The 23,780-nt window shown below is 53.2% G+C and carries 26 protein-coding genes; 15 read left to right on the plus strand and 11 right to left on the minus strand.

The window, feature by feature from the left end:
- Window positions 1–11: 11 nt before the first annotated feature.
- Both ACHUEV_RS08650 and ACHUEV_RS08655 read right to left on the minus strand, forming a co-directional pair.
- Window positions 12–1,199, minus strand: a complete 1,188-nt coding sequence (locus ACHUEV_RS08650; protein ID WP_394178935.1) for a mitofilin family membrane protein — start codon at window positions 1,197–1,199, stop codon at window positions 12–14.
- A 92-nt stretch (window positions 1,200–1,291) separates the two neighbouring features.
- Window positions 1,292–1,999, minus strand: a complete 708-nt coding sequence (locus tag ACHUEV_RS08655) for a uroporphyrinogen-III synthase (RefSeq protein WP_394178937.1) — start codon at window positions 1,997–1,999, stop codon at window positions 1,292–1,294.
- 69 nt (window positions 2,000–2,068) lie between these two features.
- Between ACHUEV_RS08655 and tsaD the strand changes: the two genes are divergently transcribed.
- The 5 genes from tsaD to ACHUEV_RS08680 are packed head-to-tail and all read left to right on the plus strand — an operon-like array spanning window position 2,069 to window position 5,239.
- Window positions 2,069–3,145, plus strand: a complete 1,077-nt coding sequence (gene tsaD, locus ACHUEV_RS08660; protein WP_394178939.1) for a tRNA (adenosine(37)-N6)-threonylcarbamoyltransferase complex transferase subunit TsaD — start codon at window positions 2,069–2,071, stop codon at window positions 3,143–3,145.
- Window positions 3,142–4,104 carry an NAD(P)H-dependent glycerol-3-phosphate dehydrogenase gene (locus ACHUEV_RS08665; RefSeq protein ID WP_394178941.1) on the plus strand — a complete coding sequence of 321 codons (963 nt, stop codon included), beginning with the start codon at window positions 3,142–3,144 and terminating at the stop codon, window positions 4,102–4,104. The genes tsaD and ACHUEV_RS08665 overlap by 4 nt, the downstream gene beginning before the upstream one ends.
- Entirely contained in the window at window positions 4,105–4,377 is a 273-nt protein-coding gene (locus ACHUEV_RS08670; RefSeq protein ID WP_394178943.1) for a YciI family protein, read from the plus strand.
- The gene (locus tag ACHUEV_RS08675) at window positions 4,377–4,796 is read left to right on the plus strand and encodes an EVE domain-containing protein (protein ID WP_106358640.1); all 420 of its coding nucleotides are present in this window, start codon (window positions 4,377–4,379) and stop codon (window positions 4,794–4,796) included. Before ACHUEV_RS08670 ends, ACHUEV_RS08675 begins: the two co-directional genes overlap by 1 nt.
- Before the next feature lie 47 nt (window positions 4,797–4,843).
- Window positions 4,844–5,239 (plus strand): DUF1761 domain-containing protein, encoded by a 396-nt coding sequence (locus ACHUEV_RS08680; RefSeq protein ID WP_106358641.1) that lies wholly within the window; start codon window positions 4,844–4,846, stop codon window positions 5,237–5,239.
- Window positions 5,240–5,453: 214 nt separating this feature from the next.
- Here ACHUEV_RS08680 and ACHUEV_RS08685 read toward each other — a convergent pair whose 3' ends face one another.
- The 3 genes from ACHUEV_RS08685 to ahcY form a co-directional block, all read right to left on the minus strand.
- Window positions 5,454–5,795, minus strand: coding sequence for a DUF2853 family protein (locus tag ACHUEV_RS08685; RefSeq protein WP_106358642.1), 342 nt, complete (start codon window positions 5,793–5,795; stop codon window positions 5,454–5,456).
- A gap of 126 nt (window positions 5,796–5,921) precedes the next feature.
- Complete coding sequence (locus ACHUEV_RS08690; protein ID WP_394178946.1) at window positions 5,922–6,695, minus strand: extensin-like domain-containing protein; 774 nt, start codon at window positions 6,693–6,695, stop codon at window positions 5,922–5,924.
- A gap of 6 nt (window positions 6,696–6,701) precedes the next feature.
- Complete coding sequence (ahcY, locus tag ACHUEV_RS08695; RefSeq protein WP_394179265.1) at window positions 6,702–8,090, minus strand: adenosylhomocysteinase; 1,389 nt, start codon at window positions 8,088–8,090, stop codon at window positions 6,702–6,704.
- Window positions 8,091–8,200: 110 nt separating this feature from the next.
- Here ahcY and ACHUEV_RS08700 point away from each other — a divergent pair, with 110 nt between their 5' ends.
- Together ACHUEV_RS08700 and ACHUEV_RS08705 are read left to right on the plus strand one after the other, a co-directional pair.
- A complete protein-coding gene (locus tag ACHUEV_RS08700) occupies window positions 8,201–8,791 on the plus strand; it encodes an HD domain-containing protein (RefSeq protein WP_394178948.1) in 591 nt (196 codons plus the stop codon).
- On the plus strand, window positions 8,788–9,279 hold the full coding sequence (locus ACHUEV_RS08705; protein ID WP_394178950.1) for a GNAT family N-acetyltransferase: 492 nt from the start codon (window positions 8,788–8,790) through the stop codon (window positions 9,277–9,279). The genes ACHUEV_RS08700 and ACHUEV_RS08705 overlap by 4 nt, the downstream gene beginning before the upstream one ends.
- On the opposite strand, the gene ACHUEV_RS08710 is transcribed toward ACHUEV_RS08705, so the two are convergent.
- Window positions 9,276–10,583: a polysaccharide biosynthesis/export family protein gene (locus tag ACHUEV_RS08710; RefSeq protein ID WP_394178952.1), complete on the minus strand. Its 1,308-nt coding sequence runs from the start codon at window positions 10,581–10,583 to the stop codon at window positions 9,276–9,278. The genes ACHUEV_RS08705 and ACHUEV_RS08710 overlap by 4 nt on opposite strands.
- 187 nt (window positions 10,584–10,770) lie before the next feature.
- Here ACHUEV_RS08710 and ACHUEV_RS08715 point away from each other — a divergent pair, with 187 nt between their 5' ends.
- The 8 genes from ACHUEV_RS08715 to ACHUEV_RS08750 all read left to right on the plus strand — a co-directional run bounded on the left by ACHUEV_RS08715 (window position 10,771) and on the right by ACHUEV_RS08750 (window position 17,624).
- Window positions 10,771–12,816 carry a putative bifunctional diguanylate cyclase/phosphodiesterase gene (locus tag ACHUEV_RS08715; RefSeq protein WP_394178954.1) on the plus strand — a complete coding sequence of 682 codons (2,046 nt, stop codon included), beginning with the start codon at window positions 10,771–10,773 and terminating at the stop codon, window positions 12,814–12,816.
- 59 nt (window positions 12,817–12,875) lie between these two features.
- Window positions 12,876–13,487 carry a ribonuclease D gene (locus ACHUEV_RS08720; RefSeq protein ID WP_394178956.1) on the plus strand — a complete coding sequence of 204 codons (612 nt, stop codon included), beginning with the start codon at window positions 12,876–12,878 and terminating at the stop codon, window positions 13,485–13,487.
- Window positions 13,487–14,455, plus strand: coding sequence for a KpsF/GutQ family sugar-phosphate isomerase (locus tag ACHUEV_RS08725; RefSeq protein WP_394178958.1), 969 nt, complete (start codon window positions 13,487–13,489; stop codon window positions 14,453–14,455). The genes ACHUEV_RS08720 and ACHUEV_RS08725 overlap by 1 nt, the downstream gene beginning before the upstream one ends.
- A 2-nt stretch (window positions 14,456–14,457) precedes the next feature.
- On the plus strand, window positions 14,458–15,057 hold the full coding sequence (gene lptC / locus ACHUEV_RS08730; RefSeq protein ID WP_394178960.1) for an LPS export ABC transporter periplasmic protein LptC: 600 nt from the start codon (window positions 14,458–14,460) through the stop codon (window positions 15,055–15,057).
- A 28-nt stretch (window positions 15,058–15,085) separates the two neighbouring features.
- Window positions 15,086–15,571 (plus strand): LptA/OstA family protein, encoded by a 486-nt coding sequence (locus tag ACHUEV_RS08735; protein WP_394178962.1) that lies wholly within the window; start codon window positions 15,086–15,088, stop codon window positions 15,569–15,571.
- Entirely contained in the window at window positions 15,571–16,320 is a 750-nt protein-coding gene (gene lptB, locus ACHUEV_RS08740) for an LPS export ABC transporter ATP-binding protein (protein ID WP_394178964.1), read from the plus strand. The genes ACHUEV_RS08735 and lptB overlap by 1 nt, the downstream gene beginning before the upstream one ends.
- Before the next feature lie 233 nt (window positions 16,321–16,553).
- Window positions 16,554–17,129: a ribosome hibernation-promoting factor, HPF/YfiA family gene (gene hpf, locus ACHUEV_RS08745; RefSeq protein ID WP_394178966.1), complete on the plus strand. Its 576-nt coding sequence runs from the start codon at window positions 16,554–16,556 to the stop codon at window positions 17,127–17,129.
- Window positions 17,130–17,159: 30 nt separating this feature from the next.
- Window positions 17,160–17,624, plus strand: coding sequence for a PTS sugar transporter subunit IIA (locus tag ACHUEV_RS08750; protein WP_394178968.1), 465 nt, complete (start codon window positions 17,160–17,162; stop codon window positions 17,622–17,624).
- Here the strand turns inward: ACHUEV_RS08750 and ACHUEV_RS08755 are convergent.
- From ACHUEV_RS08755 to galU, 5 genes are all read right to left on the minus strand, one after another.
- Window positions 17,621–19,054, minus strand: a complete 1,434-nt coding sequence (locus ACHUEV_RS08755; protein ID WP_394178970.1) for a sulfotransferase family 2 domain-containing protein — start codon at window positions 19,052–19,054, stop codon at window positions 17,621–17,623. The two genes, ACHUEV_RS08750 and ACHUEV_RS08755, sit on opposite strands and share 4 nt — an antisense overlap.
- Entirely contained in the window at window positions 19,051–20,754 is a 1,704-nt protein-coding gene (locus ACHUEV_RS08760) for a DUF5927 domain-containing protein (RefSeq protein WP_394178972.1), read from the minus strand. Before ACHUEV_RS08760 ends, ACHUEV_RS08755 begins: the two co-directional genes overlap by 4 nt.
- A complete protein-coding gene (locus tag ACHUEV_RS08765; RefSeq protein ID WP_394178974.1) occupies window positions 20,751–21,761 on the minus strand; it encodes a glycosyltransferase family 2 protein in 1,011 nt (336 codons plus the stop codon). Before ACHUEV_RS08765 ends, ACHUEV_RS08760 begins: the two co-directional genes overlap by 4 nt.
- A 28-nt stretch (window positions 21,762–21,789) precedes the next feature.
- Entirely contained in the window at window positions 21,790–22,752 is a 963-nt protein-coding gene (locus ACHUEV_RS08770; RefSeq protein WP_394178976.1) for a glycosyltransferase family 2 protein, read from the minus strand.
- Between the two features lie 71 nt (window positions 22,753–22,823).
- Window positions 22,824–23,717: a UTP--glucose-1-phosphate uridylyltransferase GalU gene (galU, locus tag ACHUEV_RS08775; RefSeq protein WP_394178978.1), complete on the minus strand. Its 894-nt coding sequence runs from the start codon at window positions 23,715–23,717 to the stop codon at window positions 22,824–22,826.
- Window positions 23,718–23,780: the final 63 nt, after the last annotated feature.

Here is a 23,780-nt window from a genome sequence, read left to right on the forward strand (position 1 = left end):
ACAAATCGCCTTTAGTTGTCACTAAGTGAGGTGGATAGCATATCGATTGCGGCCTGCGCATTCGCGCGTGCCTCGGCACGGGATAGCCAGTCAGACATTTCGGCGCGTGCGACTTCGGGCAAGCCGCCAACTTCAGCCAAAGCTTCGGAAAGACGACCAGCATTTAGCGCGGACTCAGCCCGCGACAAGATCGCATCAGCATCGTTACCTTCGCGCGGCGCCGTTGATCGCACGTCCAACTGATCGCGCAAGAACGCGCCAAAGCCGCCTTCTGCTTCTCCGGAAACGCCCTCGCTTCGGGCAGTCGCGAGTGCCTCGCGCGCAACTTCAGGGTAACCTTCGCGCAAGCTTTGCATCGTCGGAACGCCGTCTTGCACAGCAAGCAGAGCGTCAGGTGCGCTTGCGCCCAAAGCATCTTCGAGATCGCCAAGCGCTGCACCGATCGGTGCGCCGCTTTCCAATCCGCTTTGAATACGCGCCAATGCCGCACGGCCAGCCGCGCTTCGTGCAGCGGCGGCGGCGTTTTCTTCGATTGCAGCGGCCTCAGCACGTGCTGTTTCAAGACGCGTTTCTGCGATGTCGGCCATATCAGCAATTTGCGCACGCAAAGAGTCCAGCTCGGCTTGATACGCGCTTGTCGATGGCGCAGTTCCGTCGCCAACAACACGCGGCATATCTTCCAATGCATCAACACGACCTGCCAAAGCATCGGCTGTCGAGCGGAATTCTGTTTCTAGCGTGCCAATGTGGTTCGATAATTCACCCTGCGCGTCTTGAAGTGCGGTCAAACCTTCATCGTTAATATTTGCGACCTGGCGTTTAAGCCCTTCGATAGCGCTCGCTTGTGTAGCAACTTGGTTTGAAAGCGTAGAATCTGCCGAAGGTGCAGTGAGTGATGCGACACCAAAGCCAATCGCGCCTGCGATAACGCCACCAATCAATAACGGGAAAAACCCGCTGCCCTGACGTTCAGGTGCAGGCTCTGGCGTCGGTGCGGAAATGACCGGTTCCGGCTTAGGGGCGACTTCTTTTTCAACCACTTCGACGGGCTCCAGAATGATTTCGGGCTCTGCATCGGGTTGGCTGGGATAAACTTCAGCGGGAATTGAATCAATTAAAGGGGAAGCAGCGCCGGTCGATTCGACAGTTGTCTTTGCTTTCGCTGGTGCCTTGCGGCCCTTGGCAGGCTGTTTTGCCACGTTTTCACCCTTTCCGCAGATTCACCCACCGTTTTTGCGGGTGATCCAAATACACTAGCGCGCCCGAGTCGAACGCTCAACCATCGGCTTAACTATGACGCATTATTAATTAAGGCATCAAGACGCGCAAACGTTGCCCCAACCATCGCCTGACCATTTGGCTGCGCGGCAACGGTGATGGTTTGCGCACCAACCGTGCCGGCTGCCTTCTTAACCACGTCACTCATTACCACTAAGTGTAGAGGCGCAACAAACTGCCTCTGTTCACTTAATATGGTAGCGGTGCGTGGCGAAAACAGGGGCAATACGACAGGAAATTCCCCCTTGAGCGCCTGTTTGGCTTCTGCAGTCAGCGCCAGCGCACGCTGTTCGTAGGCAACAATATCGTCACACTGCAGCCCGTGGGCTTGCAGGGTCCCCGCCACGTTTCCACGCGCATGTTGCCCACGAATATGCGCCAATCGGCCGCAGGGCGCGCGATCTACGATCAGTTCAACAAGCCCCTTTGCATCCCCGGGACCAACCACGACGTCAAACCCCGCGTCTTTTGCGCACTCAGCCGTTCGCGGCCCCACGCACCAAGCCGTAATGCCTGCGGGCAAATTCACGGCGCCCACAGCATGAGCGGACGTGAATATGACCCCTTCCAGATCCGGAAAATCATCGGCCACCGGCAAGGTCGAAATCTCAATCAACGGAGACAGGATTATTCGCACCTGATCTGCGTATCGTTCACGTACAACACGCGCGAACTCTTCTCCCTGCTGCGCGGGTCTTGTCACGATCAGGGTCGGCGTCATCTGCTCACCATTGTTTGGACGGTTGTGCAATGTTACCTGCCTAGAACACACACGCAACCGAGTTACGCCATGACACTGACCATTCTAGGAATCGAAAGCAGCTGCGATGATACGGCCGCCGCCGTCGTACGCGACAACGAAGTGCTGTCGTCCGTGGTCTATGGCCAAACCGATTTGCACGCTGACTTTGGCGGGGTCGTCCCCGAGATTGCAGCACGCGCACATGCCGAAAAGCTGGACCACTGCATCGAAGAAGCATTGCAAAATGCGGGTCTAACATTAGAAGATTTGGATGGAATCGCTGTCACAGCAGGCCCCGGCCTGATCGGCGGAGTTCTGTCCGGGGTGATGTGTGCAAAAGGTATTTCTGCCGCGACTGGCCTGCCCTTGATCGGTGTAAATCACCTAGCGGGGCACGCACTGACGCCCCGCCTGACCGATCAAATACCCTACCCTTATTTGATGCTGCTGGTTTCAGGCGGTCATTGCCAATTTTTGATTGTCGAAGCGCATGATAGATATCAGCGGATCGGCGGGACTATCGACGACGCCCCCGGCGAAGCGTTTGATAAAACCGCGCGTATCCTTGGACTTCCACAGCCCGGTGGCCCATCCGTCGAACAAGCGGCGAAATCAGGTGATCCGAAACGGTTTAATCTGCCTCGGCCCCTATTGAACCAGCCCGGCTGCGATATGTCGTTCTCTGGCCTTAAAACTGCTATTCTGCGTGCCCGAGATAGCGTGGTCGCAGAAAAGGGCGGGCTAACTGTCCAAGATCAATCCGATCTATGCGCTGGCTTTCAGGCAGCAGTCACCGATGTCCTGATCGAAAAGACACGCCGTGCGATGCAGCTTTATCTTGACCTGAACCCTACAAAACGCAGTTTTGCGATTGCAGGAGGCGTTGCTGCCAACGGTGCGATCCGCGGCGGTTTAATGCAGCTTTGTGCTGGATTAGAGACTGATTTTGTCGCTCCACCACTACGCTTGTGTACCGATAACGCCGCGATGATTGCCTATGCTGGGATCGAAATGATGCAAGCAGGGCACCGCGATGATCTTACCTTGTCCGCAAGACCAAGATGGCCGCTTGACCAACGGGCTGCTCCCATGCTCGGATCAGGAAAAAAGGGAGCAAAAGCATGAAGATCGGGATCGCAGGCGGCGGGGCATTTGGAACCGCGCTGGGGGTGGCACTGGCGCTTGACGGCAACGAAATCTCACTATGGGCACGCAATCCGGACGCGGTTGCCACAATGCAAAATGACCGCACTAACCCTAAACTACCCGGTGTGACGCTGCCTAAGAATATTACGTTTTCAGATGAATTAGAGTCTATTCTTGCTTGCGACACCATCCTTTTGGCGATCCCTGCGCAAACATTGCCAGCGTTCTTGAACGCACATGTTGAGCGACTGAAAGGGAAATATCTTGTTGCTTGTTGCAAGGGCATCGACCTTAAGCGGATGACGGGTCCAGCAAGCACGATCAGGGATTTGGTGCCTGATGCGATTGCTGCAATGTTGACTGGCCCCAGCTTTGCCGCAGATATTGCACGCGGCCTGCCCACTGCACTTACGCTTGCCTGTGCCGACGATACTGATGGCGCGATCCTTCAGACAGCTCTTTCGACGACATCGCTTCGTATCTATCGAACGACCGATACAATAGGCGCAGAGCTGGGCGGTGCATTGAAGAACGTGATGGCGATCGCGTCAGGCGTCGCCATTGGCGCAGGCCTTGGCGAAAGCGCACGCGCTGCGCTGATTACGCGCGGCTTTCCTGAAATGCAGCGGTTGGCGACTGAACTTGGCGGTCAGGCTGAAACACTGTCAGGGCTTTCCGGCTTTGGTGACCTCGTGCTGACCTGCACGTCTGAACAGTCGCGAAACTTCCGATATGGTCTAGCGCTTGGGCGTGGTGAAAGCTTTGACAGCGACACCACCGTCGAAGGGGCGGCAACAGCCCGCGCCGTGCGTCAGCTTGCGACTGATCTAGACATTGATATGCCAATCTGCACAGTCGTGGCAGATTTAACAGAAAACAAAACTGACGTGATGAGCGCGCTAAACGCGTTACTTTCGCGCCCATTAAAGGAAGAATAAATGCGCTTTACCCTGATCACCACCGACAAACCCGGCGCGCTGCAAACCCGCAAAGACAACCGCGATGCCCATTTAGCATATATTGCGGAAACCGGTGTGGTCGAAATGGCGGGGCCGTTCTTGGACGACAACGATCAGATGTGCGGATCGATGATCGTACTAGAGGTTGCCGATATGGCAGCAGCGCAGGCTTGGGCCGATAACGACCCATATGCAAAGGCGGGCCTATTTAGCGACGTTCGTATTCAAGCTTGGAAAAAGGTGGTGGGCTAATGGCACATTGGTTGTTCAAATCCGAACCTGACGTTTGGGGTTGGGACAAACAGGTCGCTAAAGGCGACGCAGGCGAAGAATGGGACGGTGTGCGCAACTATCAGGCACGCAACAACATGCGTGCAATGAAGCTGGGTGACCGCGGGTTCTTTTACCATTCACGCACCGGGCTTGAGATTGTCGGCATCGTCGAAGTCTGTGCCGAAGCACATCAAGACAGCACCACCGATGACGAACGCTGGGATTGCGTTGATATCAAGGCAGTGCGCCCCTTCATCAAACCCGTCACGCTGGAACAAATCAAAGCAGATGATCGCCTTACCGAGATGGCCCTCGTGAAAAGCTCGCGCTTATCGGTACAGCCAGTCACTGATGAAGAATGGGAAATCGTCTGCGCAATGGGCGAAACAAAACCCTAGCCCGAAATGTAATTCCCACCCATAATTAGCAAAAATGGGAGGAAATCATGGGCTACATTTCTGTTTTGGTCGCCGCGGCAGCGGGGTTTGCGTTTGGCGCGGCTTGGTACATGACACTTGCAAAACCTTGGATGCAGGCCGCTGGCATCAAAATGACCGCTGACGGCAAACCAGATGGCGACGGAAGCCCGCTACCGTTTGTGCTTTCGGCAATTGCTATGGTTCTTGTAGCGGGCATGATGCGGCATATCTTTGCGCTTTCTGACATCGAAACGCTTGGTAAAGGGCTGACATCCGGGTTGGGCGTTGGGCTATTTTTTATCAGCCCTTGGATCATGATTAACAATGCCTACGCAGGTCGCCCTTTTAAACTGACGCTAATTGACGGCGGCTACGCGACCTTTGGGTGTGGCATAATTGGGCTTGTCCTGACGCTATTCTGAAAAAGAGGGTTCAGACACAATCCGAACCCTCTTTTCACCCCGCGTGCTCCTAAGCCACCACACGCATATGAATCTGTAGGTCCGGACCTACTGGTCCTGATCGATATCTAGCGTCATTCGTTCATCTAGGACAAATGAATAGAATTTTGCATTTAATTAAAACGCGAAACGCCCGCGAAGACTGCGGGCGTTTTACCTTCAATACATCACAGCTTTAGCCGTAGATGGATTCTTTTTTGAAGTGCTTTGTCAGCATGTAGTAAACGACAGCGCGGTATTTGTTACGCTCTGATTTGCCATATGTTTCCAGAACAGAGTCGATTGCGGAATCAAGGTCGGCGCTATCTTTGAGGCCAAGCTTCTTGATCAGGAAGTTGTTTTTTACAGTCGCAATCTCGTCAGGTTGGCTGGATGCGACAGTTGAAGCGTCAGCGTTATAGATCGCGGGCCCACAACCGATGGTCACTTTTGTCAGCAGATCCATGTCTGGTGTCATGCCGCACTTGTTTTTCAGGTCGTCCGCGTACTTTGCGATCAAATCGTCTCTTTTACCCATGAGATTGTCCCCAGTGTTGGTGTTATTATCTAGTCGACGCCGCATGTTTGCGCAGCGTTGGGTGCACGTTAAAGGGGCAAGTTACATTTCGTAAAGAAAAAAGCCTAAAGGCGGCGATGTTTCGCCTTACCGACATAACCCCCAGCCGCGTGATTGCAGGTGGAAATGGTCCGCGTGCAGCGCATTGTAGTCGGGCGATAAGGTCAGTTTGAAAAACCGACAGGCCCCATCACGCGCAGCCCGCAAGAATTTTGCCTCATCGCTTTCGCCACCCCAGTCGTCGATCAAACGCAGGTTACGCCCATCGGAAAACTGAAAACCGCTAATATCGATGGCATCCGCTGTGGCATGCGTGCTCATTCGGGTCGTGTCACCTCTTCCGGTGCGCATGGCCCGGCAATTGTAGCTGCCAATATGCGTAATTTCGCTGACGTTTGCGCCAAATAGTTCTTGCGCTACGGGCTGAAGGCTATGCTGTTCCCACATGGCAAGGCGAAGTGCGATTGGGCAGCGTGTTTCAATCTCAGCTAGGCGTGATTGGCCCACGCCCGATAACGTCACCCGATTGCGAATATGGCACTGCGCGGTGATCTCAAGGTCATCCATTGTCGTGACCGCCCCGTGATCACCAAGGGTGGCAATGCAGGACTCAGGCGTGGCGGTGGCTCGCGCAAGCTTCCACTGGGTTAGCGGCGTCACCGGATCAGTGATACGCAAAGGCTGCACCGGGTTCCATTCGCGGGGCAAAGGCGTCGCCGGGTGCATCAGTAATTGATAACTGCCAAACCCCAACATCCCCAAAAACAGCAACGCGGCCGCCCCTTGCAATAAGGGACGACCGCGCTTTTTTGTTTCTTTTGCGACCTGCTGCGCCTTTGCTTGACGTATGCTGTGTCGCATGACCGGTTAGTAGCGGTAGTGTTCTGGCTTGAACGGGCCTTCGACGGTGACGCCGATATAGTCGGCCTGCTCTTTCTTCAGCTCAGTCAGTTTCACACCGATCCGATCAAGGTGAAGGCGCGCAACTTTTTCGTCCAGATGCTTGGGCAGGATAAACACGCCGGGCGCATATTCGTCGCCTTTGGTCCAAATCTCGATCTGCGCCAGTACTTGGTTCGTGAACGAAGCCGACATCACAAAGGATGGGTGACCAGTCGCGTTACCAAGGTTCAGCAAACGGCCTTCAGAAAGCAGGATAAGACGGCTGCCAGAAGGCATCTCAATCATATCGACCTGTTCTTTGATGTTCGTCCACTTGTGGTTCTTGAGCGCCGCAACCTGAATTTCGTTGTCAAAGTGACCGATGTTACCAACGATCGCCATATCCTTCATCTCACGCATATGCTCGATGCGGATGACGTCTTTGTTGCCGGTTGTTGTGATAAAGACGTCAGCGCTGTCGACAACATCCTCAAGCACAACAACTTCGAAACCGTCCATTGCCGCCTGAAGCGCGCAGATTGGGTCGACTTCGGTTACTTTGACGCGGGCACCAGCACCGGCCAATGACGCTGCAGAGCCTTTACCAACATCGCCATAACCACAAACGACAGCGACTTTACCAGCCAACATGGTGTCAGTTGCGCGACGGATACCGTCGACCAGCGATTCCTTACAGCCGTATTTGTTGTCGAACTTAGATTTGGTGACAGAGTCGTTCACGTTGATCGCAGGGAAAGGCAGCTGGCCCTTCTTGTGCAGATCATAAAGGCGATGAACACCTGTTGTTGTTTCTTCAGAAACGCCTTTGATGGCTTCACGTGTTTTCGTGAACCAACCGGGCGATTCCGCCATCCGTTTTTTGATCTGGTTAAAGATCGCTTCTTCTTCTTCAGATGTCGGCACTGACAAAACGTCTTCGCCCGCTTCAGCGCGCGCACCCAAAAGGATGTAAAGCGTTGCGTCGCCGCCATCATCAAGGATCATGTTCGCGCCTTCTGGGAACTGGAAGGAACGGTCAAGATAATCCCAGTGCTCAACCAGTGACTGACCTTTGATCGCAAAGACAGGCGTACCACCCGCAGCGATTGCCGCAGCAGCGTGGTCTTGAGTTGAAAAGATGTTGCAAGACGCCCAGCGCACATCAGCGCCCAGTGCGACCAGCGTTTCGATCAAAACCGCGGTCTGGATCGTCATGTGCAGCGAACCAACGATCCGTGAACCCGCAAGCGGCTTGCTATCACCGTATTCTGCACGCAGCGCCATCAGGCCCGGCATTTCAGTTTCAGCAATATCCAGTTCCTTACGACCAAACGCGGCGAGGTCGATATCTTTTACAACATAATCATGCGACATCATTCATACTCCTAGGAAGGTTGATGCCGCATAGCACCCCAAGGGCCTTGCTACAATCCAAAGCCACGTACTATCCATTTGTTTCAGTCGTTAATTGAAGCAGAAACATTATGAAACAACCACGAGCTTGGCAAAGGATGTTGTCGGGGCGCAGGCTCGACCTGTTGGACCCCACCCCAGTTGACATCGAGATCGAAGACATCGCGCATGGCTTGGCCTTTGTTGCGCGCTGGAATGGCCAGACACGCGGTGACTTTGCCTATTCGGTAGCAGAACATTCCCTGCTCGTAACCGAAATCTTCAAACAGCAACAGCCCAGCGCACCCGTAAAATGGCAACTGGCCGCGTTGCTGCACGATGCCCCCGAATATGTAATTGGCGACATGATTAGCCCGGTCAAAGCTGCCGTCGGCCCAGATTATGAGGCCCTTGACGTTCGGCTTACCACCGCAATCCACATCAGGTTTGGGCTACCCGCCCAGATACCTGCAACGATCAAGCGTCAGATCAAGAAGGCAGATAAACTTTCCGCTTGGTTAGAGGCTGTGCAAATCGCTGGCTTTACCGAGGCAGAGGCGAACAAGTTCTTTGGCAAGCAAGACACAGCACTGACTGAAAAGCTGAGCATTCGGCTGCGTCCGCCGATGGAGGTTCGTGATGAATTCACTGCCCTACATCAACAATTAATGGATCAATTATGATTATTCGTCCCGCGACAAACGCCGACGCTGACAGCATGAAAACACTGCTGAATGAAATCATCGCGCTTGGTGGATCTACTGCCCATGAACGTCCATTCGATACAGAGAGAATGCAATCGCACTATATCGCAGGTTCGGAACTCATTAGCTGCCAAGTCGCCGAGGACGCCGGCCAAGTCATCGGGTTTCAATGGCTCGGCTGGGCGACCGAGCCTGACGGCCCGATGTCAAATGGGTGGGGGATTATCGCGAGCTTCGTCGCGCCCAGCGCAGCCGGAAAGGGCGTAGGTCAACACCTATTCAGCGCCACCAAAGCAGCCGCACTGTCGGCCGGAACAACGGTCATTGATGCGACAATCCGTGCGGATAACGTCGCTGGGTTGCGTTACTATTCAGGACTTGGGTTTCAAGACTATGATCGCCTGCACGGTATTCCGTTGCTGGACGGAACAAAGGTTGATCGCATTCGAAAGCGCTTTGACCTCTAATTCGCGGCCAGCCCAGCACCGCTGGTGATCAATGACGGTACAATTTGCTGAACCACGCGATGCCAACGCGTCACAGGTTGTTCCGCGACAAAGATGATATCATTGGGCTGCATAACCATCCGCGTCGCAAGCACCATGTTGGCGACATTACTTCCATCCAAGTGCCAAGCCGTGACCGTCCCGCTTTCGTCACCCCGGAGTACATATATTTGTGACGGATTTGCCGTCATATTAGCAAACCCACCCTCTGCGAATAATGCATCTGCAAGGGTTGCATGTTGTTCAAACGGAAGCGCAAACCGCCCCGGAACGCTGACCTCGCCCGTTAGGTAGACATAGTCGCGCGCAACGGCGTCCAGACTTAGCCTGTCCTGAAACGTAGAGCGCCGTTCCGACAATGCCGCCCGCTGTAAATCAATTTCCGACGCCAGCGCTGACAAGGCGTGTGCCCGACTTTGGTGCCGTAACTGTGTCATCGCGATCTGCTTTTCAAAAAACGCCTGTGCGTCATCAAGCGAATAAGAAACATCCACATAAATGCTGTCCCCAGGCAAAAGCCGCAGCTTCTGCAGCGACGGATCGGCCAAATACTGGGTCAGTGGTATCTGATACAGCGCTTCATCCCGATACATCCGGATCGACGTATAATTCGGATCGGCCGCGCCAATCCCCCCTGCCCGTGTCAATGCCTCGTTCAAATACAGAGGCGTCAGCGTAATCGGGATCACGACAGGCGTTGCGACCGCGCCCCCAAGCACCACGCGCGCAGCGTTGAATTCTGCGATTTCCAAATTGAATGTCGGGTCAATACCTGCGGCAACAAAGCTTTGGAACAACTGGGCCTCGGCCTGTTCGAGAGTTGAACCCGCCAAAGACACGTGACCAACGTCCGGGACAGAGATCGTGCCATCATCCTGCACCGTATATCCCTGTCGGTTACTTTGTGCCGCTAACAAACCAGTCAAGTGGTCCGCTCCGCCACTTGGAAACTTGGTTCCGAGCTGTACGACATCTCCAACCCCAATCACATATGGGCCAGGATCCACATTGGGGGGAATACGCGCCGGGACCTGTGTCGGCTGTGGGGCGGCGCCCAAGGTTGGTAAACGCGGTTCGGTCAATGGGCGGCTAGCGGCAGTTTGTGAAAACGCAGCGGGTATCGACCTTGGTACGTAGCGAGTTTGGTTGGCGATTTCCAACGTATCATTGGTTAGTTGATGCACGATCACAGTGTCATCAATCGGCACAACACCTGGGGATACATAGGCAACGCCACAGCCCTGAAGCACCACAGCCGCAGCCATCAAACGACACCCGCGCTTCATTAATCTTAACATCTGGATTTTTATCATTCTCACCGAAACCACCGGCGTCAGAATGTCCGAATACTGGTTAACGAACGTTTAATTAACAAATCAAATGCAATCGCACCTAACGTTACCTTAAACAATCAAGTCCATCTTGCAGACGGTTACCCTCTAGGATTCGTCAATGCAGCTCATACGACTTATCGCATCGCGCGCCAAAAACATGATCAAACTCCGCCGTCCGGAACGGTTGTGGGTGCATTCGTGCTTGGCGTTGTTAACGATCCTTTGCTTGCTTGCCGCTACGCAGTTCATCAACCGCACCATCGTCGAACGTCAAATAATTGCCGCAACCGGGATAAGAGTATCCCAATCGCAGATCATGCATGCGCATGAAATCATTCTGATCGCAGAACAGTTCATCATTATTGACGACGTAGACTTTGCTCCGATGAACAAAGCAATTGGACTTTTTGAAAAAGACTACGCCATGTCAATTTCCGGCGAACTTCGGTCCGAAAAACAATGGCTGCACTATTTCAATGCGTCGAATTCGCTCGATTCCCTTGTTCGGAACTTTATCAACTTGGCGTCGCAGCTAGAGGACGCACCAAAGAACCAGCGTATCGTTTTAGTGCAGCAGCTAAAGGAAATATACACAGAACAAGGGTTGCGGGACGGGCTAAGGGCCGCGGCCATGTCGATGGAACAGCAGGCACATGCAGACGCTGCCCGACTATCATGGTGGGAACGGACGATTTTGATTTTTTCTGCAGTCACGCTTCTTGCCGAGGCCGCATTTGTTTTCCTTCCCACCCATTTGGCCGTCCAATCCACAATTGGGCAACTGCAACAGCAGGCGAAAAAACTGCGCGACTCACGATCGCAGCTTCAGCAAATGAACCGTAAACTCGAACTGCTCGCGCATCGGGATCCGCTGACGGGATTGCCCAATCGGGCAAGTCTGGCTGACTACCTTGAACGGTTATCTAAACATGACAGAAACAAGGCGTTGTCCGTGCTATTCGTCGGTTTGGATAACTTTAAGTCTGTGAATGATACGGCTGGGCACGACTACGGTGACGGGTTGTTGATAGCGGTGGGCAAAACCCTGCAAAGCTGCATCGACGAAGACCATATGGCGGCGCGCGTGGGCGGCGATGAATTCGTTCTTGTCACTGATGAGCCTGCCGAGGAACTGGTTGCGCGGATACGTGCATCGTTTACCGAACCGTTCGAAGTGAAAGGTCGCCGCCTGCCAATGAATGTCAGCATCGGATATGTCGAATTCGAGACAAAGACGAGCGACCCAATGAGCGTCATCGCGAATGCAGCGATCGCGCTACAAACCGCCAAGAACGCGGGCGAGAACAGCACACAACAGTTTACGCAATCGCTTCGGGACGAAGTCGACAGCTTTCGCATGCTCCAGATGGAACTAAGCGACGCGATCAAACGCGGAGAGATAGAACCGTGGTTTCAGCCCCAAATCAGATTATCTGATGGGTGCCTTCACGGTGCTGAAGTCTTGGCCCGCTGGCGTCATCCCACGCGCGGCCTGTTGACGCCTGACAGGTTTATCCCGGCCGCAGAAAGGGCTGGGCTAATCATTGAAATGGACCACACGATTTGGCGCAGCGCGATGGCGCATGCCGAGCTTTGGCAAAAAGAAAGCCTTTGGCATCCCTGCATTTCGCTAAACGCTGCACCCGACACCATTTCCGACCCATATCTGATCGAACGTTTTTTGCTTGAACTGCAACGGTCGGGCCTAGGGGTGGACCAAGTCAACATTGAAGTGCTGGAAACCACGTTAATTAACGGGGCCGACGATATGGCCGCCATTAACATCGACAGCCTTTCCGAATGCGGCATTGGGCTTGAACTTGACGATTTTGGCACCGGCTACGCATCTTTATCCAAACTGACGCAATTGCCACTAAGTGGGATCAAGCTTGATCGTTCCCTTGTAGCGCCCCTACCGGACGCGGCAGCGGATAGCATCGTCAGGGCGATCCTCGCACTCGCAGGTGAACTTGGACTTCACGTCGTTGCAGAGGGCATAGAAGAAGACGCACAAGCGCAGCATCTAAATGATCGAGGCTGCGCCGTTGGCCAAGGATACGGTTATGCAAAACCTATGCCTGCCGCGGAATTTAGAACGTGGTTAGAAACGAACGCGAAAAACCCCTTGCGGATTGCCGCCCCTACGACGCATTTTATCCAGTAGCCTTGAGGAATTGATGCCCACACCGTATCTGATAGGGAAGACACCCAAAGGAACAGCGAATGGCCAACCATTTATACCAGAACGACTTGCCGGACGGGCTGGACCTTGGGCCGATTGTTGCAATTGATTGCGAGACGATGGGACTTAACCCGCATCGCGACCGCCTATGCCTCGTTCAAATGTCGTCCGGCGACGGTGATTGCCACCTTGTTCAAGTTGCAAAGGGTCATACAGACGCGCCAAACCTGTGCGCGATGCTTGAAAACCCCGACGTATTAAAACTATTCCACTTTGGGCGCTTTGACATCGCGGCGCTCTACAATGCGTTTGGCGCACTGACCGCGCCGGTCTACTGCACTAAGATCGCGTCGAAACTGGTGCGGACATATACAGATCGTCACGGGCTTAAGACGCTACTGCAAGATATGGTTGGGGTCGATATTTCCAAGCATCAACAGCAAAGCGATTGGGGAGCCGTGACATTGACCGACGCCCAACTTAACTATGCTGCATCCGATGTGTTGCACCTTCATAAACTCAAGTCTGCGTTCGATGTCGTGCTGGAACGCGAAGACCGAACCGAAATTGCTCAATCCTGTTTTGATTTCCTACCAACTCGTGCCAAGCTGGACGTTGCAGGCTGGCCCGAAACCGACATCTTTTCGCACTGATGTCAGACGCAGATAAATTCTTGGACACCGGTCGCCGGGTCATCACCGAAGAAGCTGCCGCATTGCAGCAGCTTGCAGATGGTTTGGGCGATGGCTTTGCCAGCGCGATTGATCTTTTGCTAAACGTAAAAGGCCGCGTCATCGTTTCTGGCATGGGCAAGTCCGGCCATATCGCACGCAAGATCGCTGCGACCTTTGCCAGCACTGGGACGCCAGCACATTTCGTCCACCCAGCCGAAGCAAGCCATGGCGATTTGGGCATGATGACATCTGGGGATGTTGTGCTCGTGCTTTCGAATTCAGGCGAGACTCCTGAACTTGTCGATCTGGTGACTTACACCCGTCGCTTTGGGATTCCGATGATTGGCGTCGCCAGCCGCGCCAACAGCACGCTTTTGCAGCGGGCCGATGTGAGTATCGTTTTGCCACAAGTTGGCGAAGCCTGCGGTTATGGTGTCGTCCCGACGTCTTCCACGACGATGACACTCGCGCTCGGTGACGCGCTCGCTGTCGCGCTGATGGAGTACCATCAATTCACCCCCGAAAACTTCCGCGAATTTCATCCAGGTGGTAAACTCGGTGCGCAGCTCGCCAAAGTGGCTGACCTGATGCATGACGGCGATACTATTCCAGTCGTTTCAACCGACACACCAATGACAGAGACACTTCTGACCATCAGCCAGAAAGGATTTGGCGTGGTTGGGGTTGTCGATGCAAACCAGTCTCTTGTCGGCATCGTGACTGATGGGGATTTACGGCGCCACATGGACGGTTTGCTTACGCATTCCGCCGGTGAAGTCATGACCCAAAACCCAACGACCGTGTCATCTCAGATGCTCGCGGCCGAGGCATTGGCGATCATGAATAACCGAAAAATCACCTGCCTGTTTGCCACTGATTCAAACGATTCAGGAAAAGTACTGGGAATTTTGCACATTCATGACTGTCTCCGCGCGGGTGTGGTTTAGTCGTGGGTGGCAAGGACAATCTTTATTCACAGGTCGTCGGCCTCGCAAAGATTATCCTGCCTATTGGTGCTCTTGCTTTGCTGTCCACTTTGTTTCTGTTTGCACGCGGCAAGAACGATCCCACCGCCATTGATCTGGCGGAAGTAACCGAAATTGCGCGCGAACAACGGCTGTCTGCACCCAAGTATTCTGGTGTGACAGATGACGGGGCAGTGCTAGCCATCTCCGCGGCAAGCGCCCACCCGAGGGACGGTGACCCAGATACAGTAGATATTGAGGACATACGAATGCGTATGGAGAACCCGAGTGGCGGCATATTATCCGTAACCGCGACCACTGGTAAACTCGACGGCCCTGCCAAGATTGCCCAATTTTCAGGGTTGGTACGCCTAGAGACCTCCATCGGTTACGAGATGGAAACCAACGGCCTGATCGCAGAACTGGAAACAGGAACGGTTACGTCAGACGGGCTATTGGAAATCCACGCACCCTTTGGCGAATTGACAGCTGGTCAGGTAACGTTTCAAGTCTCAGCGGATAATACCGGCCAGCAGATGCTATTCACCAATGGCGTGAAACTGATATACAACCCTCAAGAGTGATGGCCCTTCAACAAAGGAACTCAGCCAAGTGTTCAAATATATCGCTATCCTGACTGCCATCGCATTTAGCTTCGGCGGGCCTTCTTACGCCCAAACCAATATCGATCTTGGCGGAATGACAGTCGACACCAGTGCCGCGATAGAGGTCATCTCGGACAGTCTTTCAGTCGATCAGGATAGTGGCAAAGCAGTCTTTGTTGGCAACGTCATTATTGGCCAAGGTGATTTGCGCCTTTCAGCTGGTCAAGTTGAGATAATATATACAGCAGAGACTAACGACATCGCCCAGCTGCTCGCGACCGGCGGGGTCACGTTTGTCACCGCCGACGAAGCCGCCGAGGCACAAAGCGCTGAATACGATATCACCTCTGGCCTGTTGACGCTTACGGGTGACGTATTGTTGACCCAAGGCGCAAGTGCGATTTCAGCGCAAAGCATGATTATAAATGTGTCCACTGGGACCGCTTCTATGGAAGGACGCGTGCGTACCGTTCTGCAACAAGGCGGAAACTGATGGATGGTTCGACGCTCAACACCGATGTCGGGTTGCACATCGTTAACTTGCGCAAAAGCTATAACAAGCGTCCTGTCATTCGCGATGTAACCATTGATCTTGGGCGCGGTGAAGTCGTCGCGTTACTGGGGCCAAATGGTTCAGGCAAGACGACCTGCTTTTATTCTATCGCCGGACTGGTTACGCCCGAAGGTGGTAAAGTCATCATCGATGGTCGCGAGGTGACGACGCTACCGATGTATCGCCGCGCGCAGCTTGGGATCGGATATCTACCACAAGAAATGTCGATTTTCCGTGGTATGAACGTCGAAGACAACATTATGTCTATCCTCGAAATCGCAGTTAAAGACAGACACCGGCGGCGTGAGCGGCTGGAAGAACTGTTATCCGAATTCTCGATTGAACACCTTCGTCGCGCATCTGCTATGGCGCTTTCCGGTGGTGAACGCCGCCGCGTTGAAATCGCCCGCTGTCTGGCTGCCGGGCCGAAATACGTGTTGTTGGATGAGCCTTTTGCTGGTGTCGACCCTATCGCCGTTGGCGAAATCAGACATCTGGTGGCCGACCTCAAGAACCGCGGCATTGGTGTATTGATCACGGATCACAATGTTCAAGAAACGCTTCAAATTGTGGATCGTGCCTACATTCTTCATGATGGAACCGTCTTGATGAATGGCACAACTGCCGAAGTGATTGCCGACGAAAACGTCCGTCGCGTGTATCTGGGTGACAGCTTTCGCGTGAACTGATTCTTTGTCGACATTGGTCACTGCAATATTGACAAAATCCCATTTTCATCGCCAACTGTAGGAGATGACTGACCAAACTTCTTTTCCCGCAACTTCGCCGGCTCTCGCGCTGGTGGTTGGGAATAAGATTAACAAATTTGGGGTGTTATCGTTTTCCAACGACTAGACGTGCGATGCTGCACCGCCCGTACGGCGGTGTATTGCGCGTCTGCAACCACAAGATAGGAGAAACGATGCGGTATCAAATCAGCGGTAAGCAAATCGACATTGGCGAGGCACTACAAACGCATGTTAAAGCCGAGCTTTCAGAAATTCTAAGTAAATATGCTGGACGCCCAACAGAAGCTTATGTCGTTTTCTCCAAATCAGGCCATGAATATGTCTGCGAATCCGTTGTACATCTATCGACCGGGCTTACTGCACAAGCCACTGGCAAAGCGACAGAAATATACGCAGCATTGGATAGCAGTGCTGAGAAAATGGACAAACAGCTACGGCGTTACAAGCGTCGGTTGAAGGATCACCATGCTGATAGGTCGCAACCGGTTGAACTTTCTGATGCTGGGTCCTATATCCTCGCACCAAGTGATGAGTCAGATGAGGCTGAGCCGGACACTGTAAACGCAATGATCGTGGCAGAGATGGAAACGAAAATTCCGTCGCTGTCGGTTGGTGAAGCGGTGATGCAAATGGAAATCGCAAACAGCCCAGTGCTGGTTTTCCGCAATGAGAAACACAACGGAATTAATGTCGTCTATCGACGTGACGACGGAAATATTGGCTGGATTGACCCAAAGACGCAGGGTTAAGCCCGGCAAAATTGGTGAGAGAAGCGACGGATGCAAGTTGCAGATATTCTAAAGCCAGATGCGGTCAAAACGATCGCATCTTGCACCAGCAAGAAGCGGCTGTTTCATGACTTGGGCGAGCTAGCAGAAGCAAGCTATGGCCTGAAATCTTCTGAAGTGATCGAAGCGCTTATTGAGCGTGAAGGCCTTGGTCCAACTGGTGTTGGACATGGTATTGCGCTTCCGCACGCCCGGCTCGCCGGGGCGAAGGCTGTGCAAGGTATCTTTTTGCGTCTTGAAAAGCCGCTAAATTTTGATTCCGTTGATCGCCAGCCCGTAGACTTGGTCTTTTGTCTGATTGCACCTGAAGATGCAGGCGTTGATCACCTAAAAGCCTTGGCGTTGGTATCCCGGACAATGCGCGATGCTGCGACTTGTGCAAAATTGCGTGCGAATAGCGACGCATCAACGCTTCATACTATTTTGACAGAAGCGCAGGCATCACAGGCTGCCTAGGACCAGTTTTCAAATCCAAATGCTTCGTAGTCGCGCCCGTATGCTTCGCGCGCGGCTTCTTCTATTGTGGCATCGTAAATCGACACCAGACGGTCGTGATGCGCATGTTCTGTCGGAATGAGCTGCGGTGTTTCAGTAATGCCGACCTGTTCTGCTAACATCTGCAAATCAGCTGCCAATCGGTCCTCGCGTAGGATCATGTCTGGCACGGCGAATTCGGCCATGCCTTGCAACAGTGTCAATTGGCTGGCCCATGCCGGATCAACCCGGATCGACGTTTGCCCCGCCAAATTGTTCCGCAAAAAGCGCAAGAACCCAAGAAACGCGTCTTGATGGAGCGCATCGTCATAGCCGGACCGATCTGACAGATCAGTTGCATCTTCTGAGATTGGCAAGCGATGCACTTTGCGCAGGTTTGCCCGAATACCCGGAAAACTGCCAGGACCGTCGCCTAGGATACAATCACAAAACGCAGCATGCGCACGCGCCACCGGATGCCGCAATACAGCAAAGCCACGATGGCCAACATGTGCCTCTTGCCACTGCCGCAGTGTCTTTTGCGTAAATTTGCGCTGCAGTTCACGCGGCCTCATATCTTCGAGATCGCCCAACCAACGCACAACCGCCCAATCCGGACCTGAACGCAGCGGCATGTACAACAGCCCCGCCTTGTCAGCTGCTACATATGTCGGAATTGCCGGTCCGCGGCGTGGCTCAAAACTGGGCGTGCGCGAAAGGTCAAACCGGTCAAGCTGCCGAAGCGCATCTTGCATGTCTGAAAAATTGCTCACCCGATCTTCAAGCGGTTCGGGGTTTTGCTTTTTAAGCTTTTTGTCCAGATTTTCGAGCCGCGCATCGACACCGAGGAAAGCGGCCAAACCGTTCATAACATCGACATCGCGCAGATCATCATAACCAATATAGAACGCAGTTTGCCCGGTACGCTGCAGGACGTTTTGTACCTTCATCTGGAACGCCTGCGTCGCCTCAAGCTGTGCCTCGAATTCGTCAGGGTCAAAAGTCACTTGGAGCGATTTTGAATGGGTCGCGTTGGTTAGCTTCCATTGACCGGTGGCCTGCGCTGCCTTCCAACTAACGTAGCTGTCGACGGGGTTGCGGGTCAGGATAATCTTGGCGCATCGTGGATCATCCAAACATATCGTTAACGCCCGTGTGTCGTGGTCGTGAAAGAACCGAAACCCAGAGAGCCCCTCGTGAGATTTCACCTGTTCGATAAGACTTAGCGGATCATGTTCGCGTTGTTCGTGCGAAAGGCCAAGCAATGTTTCGGTCTTGGGGTACCCAATGAACGCTGGATTGAATGCTTCACCATGACAGCTAACGCCATCTAAGGCGTTCAGGTTGGCCTCTAGAAAATTGGAACCGGTCCGCATTTCGGCCAATACGATAAAGTAGTCAAATTTACTCATCTATGGTCAATCACATATGATCTGGGCTGCGCGGCGGTCTTTGCTCTTTTTTGTATCTCATCGGACAAATCCCCCGTCAAAAACGGATGCATCCCTTGGTTTTTCAGTTCTTGCAGGAACGCGGGCAGACCAGTGAGGTCAACCATCTCTGGCAAGTCGGAAAGTTCATCAGCGCGGTGACCCGCGATTTCGTCCACAACCATCTGCATAACGTCACGCGGATTTTCGAGAAAATCAGCAAGCGTGGCGATATGGATGCGCGCGTGGGCATCAGGCGCGCGCAGCGCCTTCAGCAACTGATGCTCTGTACGTTGCAGCCTAGCGGCCTCTGCGCGTACTTCGCTTGCTGGTTTGCGTGACAGGAACAACGGAATGGACCAAGCACCCGAGATCACCCAAACACGCGCGTTTGTATCATGCGCAAGTAGCCAGCTAATGCTTTGCGTGTCGGCAGGTCCAAACATAAGACACTGATGCGTATCCCGAGCGTTCCATACAAGGTTCGTCAAAAACCCTTGGGCGTTGTAGTCGCGCAAACGCGCGCTGTCGGATAAGGCACCACGAAAAACTGATACCTCATTCGCGAAATGCGCTTTGTCCTTTGCATAAAGGTGACCATGAACCTGTGCGCCAGTCTGCTTGGATAGCCAATCCTGAAAGTTGGTGAACACATCATCGAAACCTTGCAAGACGGAAAACGGCACTGCAGCAATCCCATTTGCGTTCAATAGATTAGGAAAACGGCTGTGCATGTATAGGCCCTGCCGCCCGCGTGTCCGGCGTTCAAGCGCGCGCGCAAAAATCCGGTCGACCGTCCCGGTGCTAGGCTCTGCATTCGCTGTTTTCGGATCAGAGCCCCTAGGAAAGACCCTGTAGAGCAGACCAGCATTTGGCCAAATCTTGCGCGCAACGAAACACTCTGATCGCCGCAGTATCTCTGCGTGGTCATTGTAAAAGATATGCGGCTTTCCTTGGAAATCGAATTTGGAAAGCGTCAGTGATCGGCTTTGGATGCGCGTTGCATGCAGGCGAACCAGCGTCTGAAAGTAACTTTCATCCGGGATCCAAACACGCCGAAAATACCTGTCGTATTTTGGTCGCTTGGGGTCATTCAAAATCGCGCTCAGCGTCTTACGCGTCAAACACCACCACTGCGACCCCATGTGCGGCACGAGGCCCGCAGGAATTCGGCGCTTTACACCCAAGAACTGTTGTAGACGGACATATCCATCAAACAGCCTGCGGCGCCTTTTCCACGAGAATGGAAACCGCAACGTGAACCTTTCTCGGTCCAGTCCACCAACCGTCCACGGTACATCCGCGGTTGTCGCGCTTTCGATGAAATCGGTTTCTGGGCGTTCCGCTAGAAACGCACCTAGCTCCGACACTGGACGCAGCGGAAGACATGCTCCGGACGCCAGAAACACGTGACCTACCTCTGGGAATTCCTGAAGCATCAACTGGGACGCTTCTTGGGTCGCTTCTACCAGACCCCACATCCCCCATTCACATTGGAATCGTTCGCTAAAGCGAACGGTATCAAGGTCGGCCAATGAATGAACGAAGGCGTCATAGGTTTCCTGATCGACGTCACTGTCGACATGCACAACAACCGGACAGCCCCCAGCCACCCAGTGCCGGATAACTTCCTCGGCGCGATTGAACGCTGTGTGCACCAACATGACGACGCCGAATGTCATGCCCAGTTCCCCTTTGACATAAGTCCAAGAGCTTCTAGTTGGCGCCAATTGATGTATTGCTCGCTCCACTGACACCAGATTTCATGGTCACCGTCATCTTCGGATATGTACGATTTGTATTCGCGGCCTTTGCCATAGTGCTCGGCACGTTCTGCCTCTTCCGAGGCCCGGTCACTAAAGAGATTTAGGAATTTCGCGTGCAACAACACACCTGAAGATTTCTCGCCACCATTTTGTCCGTAGACCAAATTCAGACCGCGTGGCAGCAACATATGGGTCGAGCTGACATAGGCGTAATCCCTATCCCATTTCACAAACGGTATCTTGTTCAGCGCCGGGGCCTGCTTTGGGTTTTCCGCAAAGAACGTCCGCGCACGCGGCCCACCTTGGATCCACAAATTGCGATAGAGGTCATTTCGTTCGAGGATGTAGTTCCCAGGATCAAACCAGTTTGCCAATTTGAACGGATCCGCACCACGTTCGTACACCGCAGCAGAAACCGGACCCTTGGGATACATATCCAACATCATCGTTCCGAATGACCGAACGTCGGATGCTTCTAGCCAATCGGCCAGCGCCCGGATTGGTCGCGTGTCACAGAATGGATACACAAAGAATTCATCGACATCGACTGTCAGCGCCCAATGCCCATGCGCGTATTCGTCTTGCAGGTAGGTCAGCCAATCAATGCCAAAACGCGACCGGCCATATGGGCCTTTTGTTGTCCAGAGCGACACGTCTGGTTGGTCTGCCGCGTATTCTGCTCCGCCGTCGCTGCTATCGTTATCGACAAGGATAAAATGGTTCACCCCCAGATCACGATAGTACTGAAGAAAGAACGGCAATCGGATATCTTCGTTGCGGAAGGTGCAAAACAACAAAACATCGTTCGGCTTGATGTCATGCGTACGGTCTTGAACTAATGACAGCTCACGTCCCTTTCGGCGCGCCCGGTATTTCCAGCGCTTCCGACGCAACCGTAGACGATATGACGTCCAAGCTCCCAATACTTCGCTCCCTCCGCAATTGCGGGTACTAGTTCCAATCACCTTGGGACATCAGGCCTAGCTTCTCAAGCTGTTGCCATCCCATATACTCTATTGACGTTTCATCCCATAAGTCAGGACCGTCAACCAAATCCTGATAGTATTGCTTGTACAGCTTACTATTCTCAAAGTGCTGACCACGGCTTAACTCTTCGGTAGATCGGTCGCCAATATCTTGCAGAAACTTAGTGTGCAACAGGGCACCCGTGAGCATGTCACGGCGCGGCCAATCAAAAACCTGGTTCAGTCGACGCGGCAGCATATGATGGGTCGAAGTGACATAAACATTACGCCAATTCCATTTCACCAACGGCGTCTTGTTTAACGTTGGTGCGCGTTCAGGTTCGCTCGCGAAAAACACACGTTCACGTACGCCGCCCTGTATCCAATAATTGCCGAAAATCGGATGTATCTTGTGTCGGTATCCACTGCCATCAAACCATGAAAGCACGGATAGTGGGTCTTCGCCCGGGCGATAATGCTGATCGGAAACCGGACCCTTTGGGTACATATCAAGCATGAGCGCGCCAAAGGTCGTCCGCTCCTCACCGTCCAAGTACCCCGTCAAGGCGTACAAATCGCGACTATCGCAATGCGGGTAGACCAGAAGCTCGTCCGCATCGACAGTTAAGCACCAGTGGCCATGACCATGTTGCCACTGTAGCCAACCTAACCAATCCATTCCAAACCGGGACAGCTTATAACTGTGGCTGGTGGTCCAAAGCGACACATCAGGTTGCGTGGCTAAGAATTCTGCGGTGCCATCATCGCTTGCGTTATCGACAAATAGAAAATGTGCGACACCCAACTTGCGATAGTATTTTAGAAAATGGGGTAGCCGCAGCATCTCATTGCGTACCGTTGAAAACGCCAGAATTGCACCTGGCTTAATCACATCGGTTCTGTTCACTGTACTCGCGATTTGGTGCCGCTTGCGCCAGATGCGGAACAAAAACCGCCTCCGCTTCCAGCGCATTCGATAATCTAGCCAAGCATCATTGATCACAGCGCCCAAGTCAGCCCTTATCCGGCCGCCGCGCTGTTTAGATCGAGACCCTTCAAGAACGAGGTAAGCTCGCCGCGTAACTCTGGGCGATTCAGCGCAAATGAAACGGTAGCTTGAAGGAAACCGTCCTTAGAGCCGCAATCAAAACGCTGTCCTTCGAACTTGAAACCAAAGATGTCGCGTCCGGTGGTCAATTCATATGCAATGGCGTCAGTAAGCTGAATTTCTCCACCTGCACCACGTTCGATATTATCCAAGTTTTGCATAACACGTGGCGTCAAGATGTAACGCCCAATCACTGCGAGGTTTGAAGGCGATGTACCTGCAGGCGGCTTTTCAACCATTCCTTTTACTGAAACAACTGGGCCGTCTTCACTCAGGACATCAAGAATACCGTAAGATGACGTCTTTTCAGGCGCCACTTCCATCGCAGCGACCATAGCGCCGCCTGTCTCTTGGTATGCTTCAATCATTTGCTGAAGACATGGCTTTTCAGCGGCGATCACATCGTCCGGTAGAATAACAGCGAAGGGTTCATCACCGACTAGTTTGCGCGCGCAAGACACCGCATGCCCCAAACCAAGCGCCTTGTGCTGACGGATATAAGCAATGGCGCCACTGTCCATGTTTGTAGCTTGAAGCGTATCTAAAAGCGCTGTTTTATCAGAATCACGAAGAGCCGTTTCCAATTCTGGCGAATGATCAAAGTAATCCTCAAGGGCAGATTTTCCTCGAGACGTCACAAAGATAAAATCCTCGATCCCTGCAGCGCGCGCTTCATCAATTGCATATTGAATCAACGGGCGATCAACCAGCGTCATGATCTCTTTGGGTACCGATTTTGTCGCCGGAAGAAATCGTGTCCCAAGCCCTGCTACTGGAAAAATCGCTTTCGTTACTCTTCTTTTCATGACCACGCCTCTTTACTGCATTCTAGTTAACGTATTGTCGAAAGCCTTTAGTCAAAAGGGGAA

The organism is Yoonia maritima (assembly GCF_043641945.1).
Classification (GTDB): Bacteria; Pseudomonadota; Alphaproteobacteria; order Rhodobacterales; family Rhodobacteraceae; genus Yoonia; species Yoonia maritima_B.